The sequence below is a fragment of the Rudaea sp. 3F27F6 genome, assembly GCF_005503555.1.
Lineage (GTDB): Bacteria > Pseudomonadota > Gammaproteobacteria > Xanthomonadales > Rhodanobacteraceae > Rudaea.
Window position 1 is genome coordinate 156746 of the sequence record NZ_SCNG01000008.1, and the last position, 16267, is coordinate 173012.

The following is a 16267-nucleotide window of genomic DNA, read 5'->3' on the forward strand; positions in this document are numbered from 1 at the left end:
GCCGCGCCGTTCGCGGGGGCGGCTTGGGCGTCATTCGGCGAAGGAATGACGGCAGCGTCCTTTGCCGAAGATTGGGCAAAGGATGGAGCAAATTGAATCAGCGATGCGATACCAATCGATACGGCAACCGCAAGCCGCGTTGTTGCAACGGTCATGATACCCCTCCCGGTATTTTTGGACTTCTAGTGGCCGAGGAGTCTATTTGCTTTTTTTCGTAGCCGCAGTGCGCATACGTATACGCAGCTTTGCATAGCCAAAGCCGGCTGCATTCTCGTTCGCACGCTGTCACCCTCGCCGGCCAGAACCACGAGGGAGGGCACCATGTATCGCAAGACAATGTTCACGCTGGGCCTGGGCGTGTTGTCGCTGGTCGGCACACCGATGGCGGCATACGCCCTTGAGCAGACCATCGGCGCAGTCACCGCCGTTGCCAAAGACGGCCAGTCGGCCAGCTTCAAGACTGCGAGCGGTGCGCAGGTAAACATAAGCTTTGTTGCATCTGACGTAGTGCGCGTACGCGTGAGCCCGCGAGGAAATTTCAATGCCGATTTTTCCTATGCGGTACAAACCACCGTTCCCGCGGCGATCGCATTGCAACTTGACGAAAACACCGACCGTATCGAACTGCGCGCCGCCTCCGGGAGAAGCGCGCGCGTAGTAGTCATCAGACAACCCAACTTACTGATCACGATCTACGACGCGCAAGGCCGCCTTGTGGTCAGCGATGATCCGGCCGAGCCGCTTTCATTCGATCCGCAAACCGGCGCGATCGAAACAAGCAAACTGCGCGATGAATTCGAGCTCTATTACGGGCTCGGAGAGCAAGCGCTGCCGTTTTCACGCGACCATCAATTCATGACCATGTGGAACACCGATACCTTCGCCTATCGGCCTGGAACCAATCCTATTTATCAGAGCATTCCCTTTTTCATCGCGATGGAAAAGGGTCGCAGCTACGGCGTGTTTTTCGACAACACTTGGCGCAGCCGTTTCGATATGGGCAAGACCTCGCCCAAGCGTTATACGTTCGGTGCCGAAGGCGGCGAGATGAATTACTACGTGTTCACCGGCGGCACCGAACGCACGCCGGCCAATGTGCTGCGCGAGTACACCGCGCTGGTGGGACGCGGCCCCTTGCCGGCGTTATGGACACTCGGCTACCAGCAGAGCCGCTACTCCTACGAGTCGCAGGAGAAGGTAGAGCAAATCGCGCAGACATTTCGCGACAAACATATTCCGGCCGACGCCATCTATCTCGATATCGACCATATGGACGGTTATCGCATCTTCACCTGGTCGCCGCAGGCGTTTCCACAACCCAAGAAGATGCTCGCCAAGCTGCATGATCAGGGCTTCCATGCGGTGACCATCGTCGACCCGGGAATCAAGACCGACGAAAACTTTGCGATCTATCGCAGCGGCCGCGATCGCGGCGCATACGTGCGCGACGCAGCCGGCAATGAACTGCATGAAACCGTGTGGCCCGGTGTGTGTGCATTTCCCGATTTCACCGATCCTGCGGCACGCGCGTGGTGGGGCGAGCTGTACCGAAGCGCGCTTGACGACGGCGTCGACGGATTCTGGAACGACATGGACGAGCCGGGCGTGTTTGCCTCCAGTGGGCTGCCAATTCTTTTCAGCCCGAACAAGACCTTTCCTCTCGACGCGCGCCACGTCGGCGATGGTCAAGCGGACACGCATGCGCGCTATCACAACGTCTACGGATTGTTGATGGCGCGCTCCAGTTTCGAAGGCTTGAAAAAATTGCGCCCGGATCGCCGCCCGTTCGTCATCACGCGCGCAGGCTATGCGGGTGTGCAGCGTTACGCGCTCGTATGGAGCGGCGACAACGATGCGACGTGGGACCACCTGGCGCTGACCATTCCGCTGCTGACCAATCTGTCGGTCTCCGGCGTGGCATTCGTCGGCGCTGATGTTGGTGGATTCGCGCGCACCGCAACCGCGGAATTGTATACACGCTGGCTGCAGGCTGCGGCGCTTATGCCGTTCTATCGCACCCACTCGATGACCGGAACCGAGCAACGCGAGCCGTGGACGCACGGCGGCGACTACGAACGCATCAACCGCGCGTCGATCGAATTGCGCTATCGCCTGTTGCCGTATCTGTATAGCGTGTTCGCCGAAAATGAGCGCAGCGGCCTCGGTGTGATCCGCCCGCTTTGGCTCGAACATGCGGACGATGCGAAAACCTATCTCGTCGATGACGAGTTCCTCGTCGGCCGTGACCTGCTCGTCGCTCCGATCGTGGAAGAAAGTGCAGTCCGCAGAAAAGTATACTTCCCCCAGGGCGCGGACTGGATCGATTGGTGGGACGGAAGCCGCCACAGCGGCGGCACCGAGGCTTACGTCGATGCGCCGCTGGATCGTTTGCCACTGTATGCGCGTGCCGGCGCAGCGATACCGGTTCAGCCGATCGTCCAGCATACCGGCGAGATGAAGAGTGCGTCGTTGACCCTGGTCATCGCGGGCTTGGGCAGCGCTTCAAGCGAGATATACCAGGATGCGGGCGACGGCTACGGTTATCGCCAAGGCGAGTCGCGCACGATAAAAATTGCCACCTCGGGCACTACCGTGAACTTGGATATTCCGAAATCGCCGGCGTATCAACCCATCACCGCGATCGAGTGGCTCGGCGTCGAGGCTGCACCTTCCGCAATAGTCGATGGCAAGGCTCGGCGCAATGTCACCTACGATGCGGCAACGCACCGTCTGCATATGCCGTTGGCGAAAGAAAGCATCAAAAGGATTTCTTTGTCGCGTTGAATGCGCCATCCGGCCGAGCAGAGCGCCGACATGGCCTAGAATCTATCTCAAAACTCCGTTCGTTCTGAGCCCTTCGGCTTCACTCGGACAAGCTGCGGCGCGAAGTGCCGAAGTCGAAAGGGCTGCAGGCCACTTCCGCTACGGTGCTTCGACTTCGCGGAATTGCGCTCAACACGAACGGCGTCAATTTTGAGATAGTTCTATATACGCGGACGCTCGCTGCCGAGAACTTTCTTGACGAATACCTCCTGCTCGCAGACACCTGATCATTCCTGCCAGTCCGGCTCGAGTTTCCGGCAGATTTGGAGCATGAGCTTCGGATTCGTCGGCATTCAGGTCTTTTTTGCTTTGCAGAACGCGAATACGAGCCGTATTTTTCAGATCCTCGGCGTAAGCATGGATGACATCCCCGCGCTTTGGATGGCAGCGCCGCTCAGCGGACTGATCGTGCAGCCCATCGTCGGCTATCTGTCCGACCGCACCTGGACCCGGCTCGGCCGACGCCGGCCCTATATTCTGGTCGGCGCCATCCTCACCGCGCTGTCGTTGGTCGCCATGTCGAACGCACGGACACCGTGGATGGCTGCGGCTTTGTTCTGGGTCGCGTACATCGCGATCAATATTACGATGGAGCCGTTTCGCGCCTTGGTCGGTGATCAGGTCGCGCCGGCGCAGAGGTCTCTCGGCTTTGTCATGCAGAGCTTCTTCGCCGGGATCGGCGCGATCATCGCCAGCGCATTGCCTTGGTTGTTCGCCCACGCCGGCATCGCCAATACGGCCGCAACGCACGTGGTACCCGACACCGTCAAGTATTCGTTTTACGCGGGAACGGTTCTGCTGTGCGGTTCCATCGGATGGACCGTATTGTTCACGCGCGAATATCCTTCTGAGACTGCGTATGCGTCGCTCCAGCCAACGTCGCTTGAAGCCGTTTCAGCAGCGGCCGATCACGAACGCCGGACAGGCTTGATATGGATGTTTGCCGGGCTCTCGATGGCTACTGCGATTTGGCATTTTGGCATCGACCGGCAACTCTGCCTGCTCGCCGGCATGGCAGCGGGTTATGGGCTGGCAAGGTTCCTCGCCACTGCCCTGCCCGCAAACCATCTCGTCAACCAACTCCTGAGCGACGTGCGCGATATGCCCGTGATGATGCGCAAGCTGGCCGTCGTACAGTTCTTTACATGGTTCGCCATGTTCGCGACGGGAGTCTACATGACCGCCGCTGTTACCCAGACGTACTTCGCGGCCACAGATTCCGCCAGTGCTGCCTACGGCGACGGGGCCAACTGGGCCGGCATATTATTCGCCGCAGAGAGCGGCTTCTCGGTACTGGCGACGCTGATTCTTCCCATGATGGTGCGCCGCTTGGGACTGCGCTCGACGCATTTCGTCAATCTCTGCCTCGGTGGACTCGGCCTACTCACATTCCTGATCGTGCGCGATTCGCACTGGCTGCTCGCCTCGATGGCCGGTGTCGGCTTCACAGTCGCCTCGACCGCGATTCCGTACACTCTGCTCGCGATCAGCGTTCCGTCCGAAAAAATGGGCGCCTATATGGGCATCTTCAACATCTTCATCGTCATTCCGCAAATATTCGCGTCAAGCACACTGGGCTTCCTGCTCAGAACGTTCTTCGCAAGTGCGCCATTGGCTGCACTTGCCATCAGCGGCGTGAGCCTGTTGGTCGCAGCCTTGTTTACCCTGCGTATACGCGTTGCGGACGAAGTGCCCTATGCCACACCGGCGCGAGCATGACGAGGTATCGAAGCACAGCGCTATAGGCGCGACTGCCGCTCAGTGGACTTGCGCAAAACGAGCCGGGCCGGAATCACTTGATTGTGTACCGGTTCGCCGCGAATCAAACTGAGCAATGTTTCGACCAGAAACTCTGCTGCGCTATTGGTGTCCTGGTGCACTGTAGTCAGAGGCGGATCGAAGAAGCCGCCGAACAGAATGTCGTCGAACCCCGCCACGAGCACGTCCGTGGGCACACGCAACCCTTGTTCGCGCAGGCTTCTGATTGCGCCGATAGCGATCAGATCGCTCGCGGCGAATATCGCATCGAATCTCGTCCCGCTCTTCATCAATGCTTTTACCGCGGCGTGACCGGACTGCTCGGAAGACATTGCCTCGATTTGCAGTTCCGTACAAACCGCTTCGCCGCATTCCGCCAGGGCCGCGCAATAGCCGCGATAACGTTCCGAAAATTCGCGCGGAGAATCCCCTACTTTTCCGAGGAAGGCGATGCGGCGGGCGCCGCGTTCGAGCAAATGCCGCGTGATGTCGCGGCCACCCTGGAAATTGTCGTACCCCACCGAGACCTCGAGCTGTGCAGGCACGGCCGCCCCCCAACGCACAATGTGCACTCCGCGCTCGACCATCGACTTGAGCTGTCCGCGAAAGGGAGATTCGTCGCACAGGCCCAGCAAAATAATGCCGTCTACGCCCTTGGAGTCCTCGTAGTCGGACTGCCAATCTTGTTGCTCGCTTCGCAGGAACGAAATCACCAAATCGTTGCGGTAGCGCGTGCAGATGCGCGTGACCGATGCGAGCAGCTCGGCAAAAAACGGATTGATCGGAGTGTCGTCGAGCGTCCCTTCTTCGAAAATCAGCAGCGCGAGCGTGCCATTGCGGTGGCTGCGCATACTCGACGCGTGTTTGTCGACCTTGTAGTTGAGCTCATTGGCAATCTGCAAGACACGCTGACGCGTCGACTCGCTGATCCGTTTGCTGCCGCGCAACGCGCGCGACACCGTCGGCTGCGACACGCCGGCCAGATGAGCGATGATGAGCGAATTGACCTTCCGCTTGTTGTGAATGGCCGGTCCCTCCCGCCGAGCATATTGACGCAACCGTGCGGTGCAGACAAGGAGCCCGGCTTTGCGGTTTTTTCAGCGGGCGGGCACTGCTGAGCCGGTCACAAATCGCGGCACCTTAGCCAACAAGCCAATTTCGTCGACGACCGCCTCGGTGGCCGACGAAGCTGGGCTCAGCGACACGTCTTCGCCCTACATTTCCTGCAAATATGCAAGCATCTCACGCACGATTATGCCCCGCGTGTACAGCGACAGGATACGTTCGTCGAACCCGCTTCATCGGGTCTGCTGCCTGACGATGAGAGCGCACATCGTGACGATCCGCACGGATCCCCTTGCCGCGCAGGCATGCTAAACATAGCAACGGGCAACTAATTCACGGAGCCGGCACCGGATAACAGGCAAGATCCGTTGCGATATCCAGCTTCCCGGTATACGACTTGCGGATCAACGCGATGTTGGCGTCGAGCGTCCTCAGGCTGCGTGCCATCAGATGGGTCAGTATCATGTGCTTTACACGCGACTGACCGGCGCCCAATCCAATAGCGCTTGGAGTCGCGTGCAATTTGCGCGCGACGGGATCCGCGTCTTCAGGTACGGCATGGGCCATGATCAGAAGATCGGCATTCGTTGCCAGCCGCCAGAAGCTATCCGCACTGCCGTTCTGGTCGCCGCTGAAAACCAAGTGCATCCCCCGCACATCGACGCGGTAAGCGAGGGCCGGCACGGGCCCATGTGGAACGCTAACGGCGGTAACGGTCAGATCCGCGTCCCTGAAAACCTCAAAAGGCTTCTTCGTGTTCGCCGGAACCTGCCGCGGTTCGAGTTTGAAAAATCCGTCGCTGCCATCCAAAGAGCCGGAGAGATAGCGGAATGCGCCGCGAGGCTCGCTGAATTCGGCGTTGAGGAATTCGCTCAATGAAGGGAAGTCGTTGCCACCGCTCGGGCCACTAATCGGCAACACGCGCGTCCGATCTGAAAAATAACCACTCTTCACGAGTGCGGGTAGATCGGCCACATGATCCGCGTGGAGATGAGTGATCGCTATCAGCGACAGATCTTCGATTTTCGCGCTCGATTCTGCAAAACGCAGAAATGCTCCGCCTCCTGCGTCAACAAGCACTCGCGCGCGGCCGTCGACCCAAACGATATTGCTGGCGCTTGCGCGTTGGTCGACCACCGACGGTCCGCCAGACCCGAGAATCTGTACAGCAACCCCATCGGTGCCACACGCATTCGTTGCCGACGAAGCGGCCAGTACTGCCAAGGTGGCAGCCAGTTTTCCAAGACGGACCATAATGTGTTGTTGGTTTCGGACCATGAGCGCAATGGTGGCCTCCTCTCTTCTTCCGTCGAGCACTCTCCAAACGAGACGGCAAGGCTACCGGGCCAGCCGAAGTATAGGACAAGCGCCGATGCCCTCAGAAAGGTGATCGATGTCGCCGTCCAAAGAAAATTTCTGCTTCACCTGCCCCGGCGCACCCCGCTTTTTGCTCACTAATTCTGAAACTGGATGACGCGAGTAAGGGAGAGGACCGCATCAGAAATGCCGCCCTCCCACACCAACTTGGGAGATGGCACCACGCCAAAAAGACGTGGTGCGATTTCTCCTCTGGCTGCAGGATCAGGCGTTTCCGTTGACCGCAGTCGCCTTGATCAGGCCGAGCTGGGTCAGTGCAGTTACGCCGTCATCCAAGCCAACTTCTTCCACGATCTTGCCGTCGATCACCTTCAGCACCGTGGTGCCGGTGAAATGCATCTTGCGGCCGGTTGCTGCAGGCAGACCACCGATCAGAAAGTCATCGTGCGCCGGGCCCGTATGAGTGCCACCACCTTCCCATTGACCAACGACATAATCGCCTTCGGCAATCAGATCGGCCGTACCCCAGAAGTTCAGATCGGGGAACGCCGCGCGAAAGTCCGTCATGAAAGCCTTGATGTCCTCGCGACCGCGGCGGGGCTCATGCAACGAATACTTGAGTAGCATGTTCGGCGCGGCAATTTCATCGACCACCGCGAGATTGACCTTCTCGCCCCAGAACTCCGTGAACCAACGGCCAACGACGGCCTTGTTTTCTGCCTCTTTGCTCATTTGAAAAACCCTCACCAGTAGTTTCGGAAAGGATCATCGAAACCACGCGACGATCCGATCGGCAGATTAGGCACCCATGTGCCGTCCGAAACTCCGATTCTTGCTGTTCAAATCAACTTGGTGTCATAGCGCTGGCGACGATCGAAGACGATCCGGTCGTGCTGCCGCTTCACAGGCAGCGTTTCCGAGCCGCACCGGCATCGGACAAACGCGCATCCGGGTGGGGAAACATTTCTGCCAAGACTTAACGGAGTCAGGAGTTTTTGAAGCCGCCGAGAATTAATGCCACCGAATCATCGCGCATCTCAGCCGAGATAGTTCGATACCGCATCGCCCAATGCCTCTTTGAGCGGCCCGAGCCAAGGCTCATAGTTCGTCCACTGATCGAGGCCGTCACGAAAAATCGGTCGGCGCACCTGCTCGGAACTTGCGGTACGGACGCCGCGTTGTGTCTCGTGAAATTCGAGACAACCCGGTTCGAACTCCAGTCCGCAGAAATTCAACAGGCGTCTCACACTGCCCTCCAGATCCTGCACCACGTCTTCGTGATGCACTCGCAGTACTTGCCCTGGCAATGCCTCGTCCCAATGGCGCATCAGCTCAAGGTAAGTGCGGTAATAGCGGGCGATATCGTCGACGCTGTAGGCGAATTCCTGGCCGGTCGCGTAAAGCTGCTTAAGATTGCTGAAACAGCAGGCCATCGGTTCGCGCCGTGCGTCTATGATCTTTGCATTCGGCAGCATCAGATGGATCAGGCCGAGATGACGGAAGTTGTTCGGCATCTTGTCGATGAAGTACGGCCGGCCGCTGCGATAGACGCGGGTTTCGTCCAAGTACTTCGCGCCGAGCCGGCGAAAGTCCTCGGCCGACATCTCGGCCAGCACGCCGGGATAGCGCGGATCGTCGAAGTTGGGCTGCCGCCCCTGCAGGTCAAGCACGATGCGCGGAATCTCGGCGAGCTCCTGGGTGCCCTCCACCTGCGTGTGCGACGCCAGTATCTGCTCGAGCAGGGTCGAGCCGGCGCGCGGCAGGCCGACGATGAAGATCGCATCGGGCCGCTCGTCGCCGCTGCGGGCGCGGGCGGCGAAAAACTCACGCGTGCACACGTCGATCTGTTTGCGTGTGTTCGTTTCAACGATCTCGGGACGATAACGGCTCTCGACGCGCTTCTGCGCATTGCCGCGTTCGTAGCAACTCCACGATGCGGCGAAGTCGCCGCGATCCTCGAATGCTTTGCCGAGCGCGAAGCACAGGTGATAGCGATCAACGGCCGGCGTATCCGGCGCAGACTCTTCGGTGCGCATGCGCTCGATTTCGTCGTCGGTGAACCGGTAGGTCTTGAGGTTCGCCAGACTCCAATACGCATCGCCGAAATTGGGGCGTGTCGCCGCGGACGCTCGATACGCATCGATGGCTTCGGCTTGTCGCCCCTGCGTCTTCAGCGAATGCGCAAGCGACAGATGCAGACCGGCGTCGGCGGGCGCTTCGCGCAGCAGCTCCCGATACAGATCGATGGCTTTATCGTGTTTGCCGATGCCCACGCTGGCGATGGCGTGGAGCGTGCGGTAGTCGGGATTGTGCGGCTCGATGCCGAGCAGCCTCTCCGTCTCCGCGAAGGCCTGCGCATACTTATGCCGCTCGACCAGCACGCGCGCGTAGTCGTGGCGGGCTGCCTGATAGTCCGGCGCGAAGGTAAGCACCGCGTCGAGCAGCAGTTCGGCATCGTCGAATACCTCGCGCGCCATGCCGATGCGTGCGAGCAGACGCATGGCCTCGACGTCACTGCCGGCGCGCAGCAGATAGGCGCGAACGACATTTTCGGCGACTTGCAGGTCGCCATCGGAGAACAGGCTCGTCGCACGCACCACTTCACCGGAGAGATTCTTCAGCGTGGCGACGTGGGCTGCGGCCGTGGCCGCGTTCGCGTCGTCGCCGGTCATTCGATAAAGACCTTCGAGCAGGTTCCAGCTCGACGGCAGCGCCGGGTTGATATTGACTGCGCGCAGCAGCGACTTGATGGCGTTCTGGGCGTCGCGAAGTACGACGAAACAGTGGCCGCGCTCCTCGTGCAGCAAGCTGAAGTTCGGATGCGATTCTTCGAGCCGCTCGAGAGTCCGCAGGGCCTCGTCGGTACGGCCCAGCAGACGTTGGCTGCGTGCGACGAAGTACAACACGTCGCGGTTCTCCGGCACCGTGGCCGACAGAGTGAGCGCGGCGGGAAGCGCTTCGGCGTAACGGCCGTCCTTCGCCAGCTCGCGGAGCTGGTGGACCTGCTGTTCCACCGTGGTCAGGACGACATCGGCCGCCAAGGCATTCATCGTAATGAAGTTCGCGAGGACATGAATGGGCGGGCATCGCTGCCCGCCCGCATGCTATTACAATATTGTTACCGTTCTCAGAACTTGATGCCGAAGTTCACGCCGATCACGCGCGGACGGATCGGCACTTCCGACTTGATGAACTCCGCCGAGGACGTGAACACGCTTGCGTGGCTGTTGGAAAGGTTGCTGCCGTAGAGCGTCGCGTTCCAATTGTCGCGAGCGATGTTGATCGAAGCGTCGTAGGTCGTGTAGCTCGGCTGCAGGTAACGCAGTCCGACCGTGGTCGGGTAGACCACGCCATCGCCGCTCGGGTAGGTCGCCGGCTGGTTGTACATCGAGCCGGTGTAGTTGGCGCCGACCATCGCATAGGCCTTGTAACCGTTGAACGCCCAGTCGTAGCGCGCGCGCAGGTTGTATTCGGCTTTCGGCGAGAACGCCGGCGGCGTGCCCTTTGCGCCGAACGGGTTCACGAACGGCTGCAGTTGGCCGAGGATGACCACCTGGGTGATGCACTTGCCGAATGCCGCCGTGCCGGCAATGTTGTCGATCAGGCACGGCGAGTTGATCTGCGAGGCGTGGTTCCAGGAACCCGCACCCTGCAGCGAAAAGGCGTCGGTGACGCGCCAACTGCCCTGCAGTTCCAGGCCGTTGACCTTGTAGTTCGGGCCGTTCACGCCGAAGGTCGTGTTGCCGAGATAGAGCGGGTTGAAGAACTGCATCTGCACATTGTTCCAGTGCATGTGGTACAGCGAGGCGTTGAGCATGAGGCGGTTGTCGAGAAACTCGCCTTTGTAGCCAATCTCGTTGTTGGTCAGCGAGTCCGGCGCATAGCCGTGCGGCTTCATGTACTGCTTGCCATCCGGACCGGGTGCCACGGCCTTGACCGTGCGGTTGAACGCGCCCGGGCGAAAGCCCTGCGAGAACGTGTAGTAGAGCATCTGGTCGGCGTCGATGTGCCAGACCAGATTGGCCCGGCTCTTGAAGCCGTGATAGGTGTTGTGCAGGTTCTCTGCGTCCATGTTGGTCGCGCCGTTGCACGCGCCGTTGGCCACGTTCAGGCAGTTGGTGCCGGTGCCGTACTGCGAGCCGACCTGGAAATTCGAGTAGTGGTAGTAACGCGTGCCCACCGTCGCCGTCAACACGTTCTCGATGATGTCGTACGACGCGGAGCCGAACGCCGCGATTTGCTTGTAACCCCGCTGCGCGTCCTCGCCGAATGCCGTCGAGTCGCTGCGCGTTCCAGGTTGCCAGACGGTCGAGTTCGGGTCCGGACCAATGTTGCCCACGCACGGCGCGCCGCCGGCGAGCGCCGCCGCCAGATTGGCCGGCGTACAAGACGGAATCGTCTTGTAGTTGAAGTTCATGTTGTCGTAGATATGGAAGTTTTCGTAGTACACGCCGCCGATGCCGCGCAGGCGCCAGTCGTCGGGCGTGCTCAGCCGGATTTCGTGGCTCCAGTGCGTGTTCTTGACCTGGTCGTGCCAGTAGCCGATCGGCGAATAGCAGGACAGCGGCCGGCTGGAGCTGCCCCAACCGGTGTTGCCGCCAACGCAGCTGTAGTAGATGCCACCCGGGCTGCGCGAATAGTTCGTGTAATCCTGCTGCTGCTCGATATGGCGGTCGGTGAAGCCGCCGGTGTAGACCGCATTGAGAACGCCGAGCTTGCCGTTGAGCGTCCACGATGTGTTTGAGTAGCGATCCTTGTCGAAGGACGGCACGAAGGACGTGATCTGCAGGGCCTTCATCGGCTGGCCGTCGGGGCTGATCGGATACGTGGTGGCCTGCCCTTCCGAATCCATGTTCTGGTAACTCTGCGCAATCAGCAGGTCCCAGTCGTCGTTGATTTTCCACAAAGCCGAGGCGCGCGCGCCGTTGTAGTCGGTCGGGTTCCAGTTCTTGCGCGCCACACTGTTGTTGTTGGCGGACTGGCCGTTCGGCGGCGTGCAATAACCGGTGTTGCTCGGCAGGCCGTTCGGGCACAGGCCGTTGGCGCCGGGCTTGAAGTTGGAATACGCGATGTTGCCGATGTCGTTGTTGTTGCGCGTGTAGGTGCCCGGCACATTGTCGATGTAGCCGCCGCGGTGATCGTTATAGATCACGCCACGCAGGGCAACGGAGTCCGTCAGCGGCAGGTTGAGCACGGCGTTGAGCGAGTTGTTCGGATCGCCGCCGGCCGTCACGCCGTAACCGGCGTTGACGCCGCCGCTGGCCTTGTCGAGCTGCGGCTTGTTGGTGATGTAGCGGATCGCGCCGGCCTCGGCGCCGCCGCCGAACAACGTGCCTTGAGGGCCTTCAAGCACCTCAAGGCGTTCCATGTCGACCATGTAGATGTCGAGGTTGCGCGCCGGGAACTGCATCGACTGATCGTCGAGGTAGACCGCGACGTTCGGGAAAGGAGCGATCGTCGCGCTGGACTGATTGCCGAGCATGCCGGTGCTGAGGCCGCGCATATAGATGTTGCCCTGGCCCGGACCATTGGTCGCGAACTGCACGTTGGGCAGGTACTTGACGACATCGTCCATCGTCGAGACGTGAAGTTCCTTCAAGGTTTCGCCGGTGAAGGCCTGGATGGTGATCGGCACATCCTGCATGTTCTCGCTGCTGCGCTGTGCGGTGACGGTGACCGTTTCCAGCGAAGAAGTGCTTGCCGGGGCGGCATCGTCGGCTGCATGAGACATGCGGGTTACGGCAAGCGCGGCGAGCACCGCGCAGGTGATTTTATTGATTTTCAAGAATTTCTCCCGAGTGGGCAGTGACGGGTGAAAGAACGGACAGCGGGCGAAGACCCCTCTTGCGTCGCTGTTGCGGCGCGCAGACTAGGAACGGGCAGTGAAGCGGTGATGACGCGGACTAGCCTGCTCGCAGAGCTGTCTAGTGCCACCTGCAGGGAGCCCCTCAGTCGTGGGCGCATTTCCTCGGCGCAGCGCGGGCTCCGACGCGAAGTAACGCCCATTCTTTCTTTTTCGTGGCACTAGACCGGTGCTCGCGCCAGTCCGGCCGCTGTCATTTACGCGACCTGCCCGCGCGGCATATTGGCCTGCCACACAGTGAAACCACGATGAAATATCAATTGGTCGTTTTCGACATGGCGGGCACCACGGTGCGCGACGAGGGCCTGGTCGCACGAGCACTGATCGATGCGCTCGCTGGCGACGGCTGCACCGCGAGCTTCGACGCCGCGCAGGCATTGATGGGCTATGCCAAACCCGAAGCGATCGCTCGCCTGTTGCGCGATGCCGGCCTGGAATCCGACTCGACGCGCATCGCCCGCATTCATGCCGACTTCGTCGCCCGCATGCTCGACGCCTATCGGCACGATCCGCGCGTCGAGCCGATGCCGGGTAGCGAGGCCTTGTTCGCCGCCCTGCACGCCGCCGGCATCCAGGTCGCACTCGATACCGCGTTCTCGCGCGCGATCGCCGATGCCATCGTCACGCGCTTTCAATGGTGCGAGCGCGGGCTGATCGATGCTCTGATCGCCACGGACGAAGTAGCCGAAGGCCGTCCTGCTGCCTACATGATCCGCGCCCTGATGGCGCAGTGCGGAGTCGGCGACGCGCGCGCCGTGGTCAAGGTCGGCGATACCGAGGTCGACGTCCGCGAGGGACGCAATGCCAACTGCGGACTGGTTGTCGCGGTGACGACCGGAGCGTATACACGCGACGCGCTCGCTGCCCACGCCCCGGATCGGATCATCGACCGGCTCGACGATCTGCTGCCGCTGATGCAAGCAGGCGACGGCGCATGAACGCAGCGCGCACACTTTGGCGCAGCCCACACACTGCCAGCGTGCTTGCCGGCTGCGCGGCGATGTCGGCGTACCTGTGCATGTATGCGTTCCGCCGTCCGTTCACCGCGGCGACCTTCAGCGGCGAGCAGTTCTTTGGCCTCGACTACAAGGCCTTGCTGGTCATGGCGCAGATCGTCGGCTATCTGGTCAGCAAGCTCGCCGGCATCAAACTGATCTCCGAACTGCGCCGCGTCGGGCGCGGGCGTTTCCTGCTGATCCTGATTTCCTTCGCCGCGGCGGCCTTGCTCGGCTTTGCCGTGGTACCCGCACCGTGGAACCTCGTCTTTTTATTCCTCAATGGCTTGCCGCTGGGTCTCGTCTGGGGCGTGCTTTTCAGCTACCTCGAAGGCCGACGCGCGACCGAGCTGATGGGCGCGATCATGGCGAGCAGCCTGATCTTCGCCTCCGGATTTACCAAGACCGCCGGCCGCTTTTTCCTCTCGCTCGGCGTCAGCGAATACTGGATGCCGCTCGTCACCGGCCTCGCTTTCGCGCCGCTGCTCGTCGCCAGCATCGTCTTGCTCGAGCGCCTGCCCGCCCCCGATGAAACCGATCGCGCCCTGCGCGGCGCGCGCGTGCCGATGTCGGCGGACGTGCGCCGGCGCTTTGCCCGCCACTTTCTGCCCGGCATCGCAATGATGGTGCTGTGCTACACCGCGCTGACGGTCGTGCGCGACTTTCGCGACAGTTTCGAAGTCGAGGTATTCACCGAGCTCGGCTACGGCAATCGCGTCGGCCTGTTCACCCAGATCGAAACACCGATCGCCTTTGCGCTGCTGCTGTGCACGGCAGCACTGATGCTGGTGCGCGACAATCTGCGCGCGCTGATGACCGTGCACGCGATGATGTTCACCGGCGTCGTCGTTGCCGGCGTGGCGACGCTCGCATTCGAAATGCATTGGCTGCCCGCCCTGTGGTGGCTCGGGCTGATCGGCTTCGGTCTCTACCTCGCCTACGTGCCGTTCACCTGCGCCTTCGAAGAGCGCCTTATGGCCACGTTTCAAGGCTCCGGCAACGTCGGCTTCATGATGTATCTGTGCGACGCCAGCGGCTACCTGGGCAGCATCGGCGTCATCATGCTGCGCGAGAGCGGCGTGCTGCACGTGTCCTGGACCGGCTTTCTCGCCGCCTGCGTGCTCGTTCTTTCCGTTCTCGGCGCGATCTGCGTCGCCGCGTCTGCGGTCTACTTCAGCTACAAAGCACGCCGCGCAGCTGCCGCTGCTTTTTCCGTTCCCGTACTTGCAGGTGTCCTCAAGTGAAACAACCCACTGCCATCGTGATCGGCGCCGGTATCATCGGGCTCGCCCTCGCTCGCGCACTCGCCGTGCGCGGCTACAAGGTCACCGTGTTCGAGCGCAACGAGCGCGCCGTGGGCGCCTCGATCCGCAACTTCGGCATGATCTGGCCGATCGGCGTGCCCAATGGCACCGCGTACGAGCGCGCCCTGCGCTCGCGTGCGATCTGGCGCGAATTCCTCGACACGACTGACGTCTGGTATTCGCCTTCCGGCTGTCTGCACGCGGCCTATGCCGCCGACGAGATGGACGTGATCGAAGAATACGTCGCCGCGAACGCGAAGCTGCGCCCGTGCTCCGTGCTAAACGCCGACGCGGCATTCGCGCGTTCGCCGGCGATCGTGCGCGAAGGTTTGCGCGGCGCGCTGTGGAGCGAGGACGAAATGGTTCTCGACCCGCGTGTCGCCCTGCGCACCCTGCCTGGCTGGCTGCACGAGCGCCACGGTGTCGAGTTCCGTTGGCGGCACGCCGTCAACCGCATCGAGTACCCGCACGTGTGGAGCGGTATGCGTCGCTACAGCGCAGATGCGATCTATGTTGCCGGCGGGGCCGATTTCGAGACGCTTTACCCAGAGTTGTACGACAGCGCGCCGATCACCAAGTGCAAGCTGCAGATGCTTCGACTCGTTGCGCAGCCCGCGGATTTCAAGCTCGGCCCCGCGTTGTGCGCTGGCTTGTCGATGGTGCACTACCCAGGCTTCCAAGTCGCGCCGGGCGTGGCCGCACTGCGCGCGCGCTATGCGCACGAACATGCGGACCTGCTGGCGCGCGGCATCCATGTAATGGCTGTGCAGAACGGTCTCGGCCAAATCACTACCGGCGACTCGCACGAGTACGCGCATACGCACGATCCGTTCGATGAAGCCTCAATCAATACGCAGATGCTCGACTACCTGCGCCGGTTCGCGAATTTTCCAGACTGGCGCATCGCGCAAAGCTGGCACGGCATCTATCCCAAACTCACCGACGGGCGCAGCGAACTCGTGCTCGAGGCGGAACCGGGCGTCACCATCGTCAACGCACCGGGCGGCGGCGGACTCGGCATGACCCTGTCGTTCGGCCTGTGCGAAGAACTCGTCGAGGGTCGCTACGCGTCTGCTCAATCGGACAACGGAACAGCCGTCAACGCGGATCGACACGGATAGAGCAAGAGCGATTCAGTCGTA

Annotated in this window: 10 protein-coding genes; 5 read left to right on the forward strand and 5 right to left on the reverse strand. The window is 61.2% G+C overall.

The window, feature by feature from the left end:
• Positions 1-321 precede the first annotated feature (321 nt).
• Complete coding sequence (locus FFS30_RS22900) at positions 322-2784, forward strand: glycoside hydrolase family 31 protein (protein ID WP_137915524.1); 2463 nt, start codon at positions 322-324, stop codon at positions 2782-2784.
• Positions 2785-3093: 309 nt separating this feature from the next.
• On the forward strand, positions 3094-4542 hold the full coding sequence (locus FFS30_RS22905) for an MFS transporter (protein ID WP_137915525.1): 1449 nt from the start codon (positions 3094-3096) through the stop codon (positions 4540-4542).
• Between the two features lie 20 nt (positions 4543-4562).
• Here FFS30_RS22905 and FFS30_RS22910 read toward each other — a convergent pair whose 3' ends face one another.
• The 5 genes from FFS30_RS22910 to FFS30_RS22930 form a co-directional block, all read right to left on the reverse strand.
• Positions 4563-5639 carry a LacI family DNA-binding transcriptional regulator gene (locus tag FFS30_RS22910; protein ID WP_249352595.1) on the reverse strand — a complete coding sequence of 359 codons (1077 nt, stop codon included), beginning with the start codon at positions 5637-5639 and terminating at the stop codon, positions 4563-4565.
• Positions 5640-5979: 340 nt separating this feature from the next.
• Positions 5980-6924, reverse strand: coding sequence for an MBL fold metallo-hydrolase (locus FFS30_RS22915; protein WP_137915526.1), 945 nt, complete (start codon positions 6922-6924; stop codon positions 5980-5982).
• Between the two features lie 303 nt (positions 6925-7227).
• Positions 7228-7695, reverse strand: a complete 468-nt coding sequence (locus tag FFS30_RS22920; protein ID WP_137915527.1) for an ester cyclase — start codon at positions 7693-7695, stop codon at positions 7228-7230.
• A 305-nt stretch (positions 7696-8000) separates the two neighbouring features.
• Positions 8001-10013 carry a tetratricopeptide repeat-containing sulfotransferase family protein gene (locus FFS30_RS22925; protein WP_137915528.1) on the reverse strand — a complete coding sequence of 671 codons (2013 nt, stop codon included), beginning with the start codon at positions 10011-10013 and terminating at the stop codon, positions 8001-8003.
• A 77-nt stretch (positions 10014-10090) separates the two neighbouring features.
• Positions 10091-12748 carry a TonB-dependent receptor gene (locus tag FFS30_RS22930; protein WP_171014818.1) on the reverse strand — a complete coding sequence of 886 codons (2658 nt, stop codon included), beginning with the start codon at positions 12746-12748 and terminating at the stop codon, positions 10091-10093.
• A 326-nt stretch (positions 12749-13074) separates the two neighbouring features.
• Between FFS30_RS22930 and FFS30_RS22935 the strand changes: the two genes are divergently transcribed.
• Genes FFS30_RS22935 through FFS30_RS22945 form a run of 3 tightly spaced genes read left to right on the forward strand, consistent with a single transcriptional unit; the run spans position 13075 to position 16246 of the window.
• Positions 13075-13764 (forward strand): HAD family hydrolase, encoded by a 690-nt coding sequence (locus FFS30_RS22935; protein WP_137915529.1) that lies wholly within the window; start codon positions 13075-13077, stop codon positions 13762-13764.
• A complete protein-coding gene (locus FFS30_RS22940) occupies positions 13761-15065 on the forward strand; it encodes a DUF5690 family protein (RefSeq protein ID WP_137915530.1) in 1305 nt (434 codons plus the stop codon). The genes FFS30_RS22935 and FFS30_RS22940 overlap by 4 nt, the downstream gene beginning before the upstream one ends.
• Complete coding sequence (locus FFS30_RS22945; protein ID WP_249352596.1) at positions 15062-16246, forward strand: TIGR03364 family FAD-dependent oxidoreductase; 1185 nt, start codon at positions 15062-15064, stop codon at positions 16244-16246. Before FFS30_RS22940 ends, FFS30_RS22945 begins: the two co-directional genes overlap by 4 nt.
• Positions 16247-16267 lie beyond the last annotated feature (21 nt).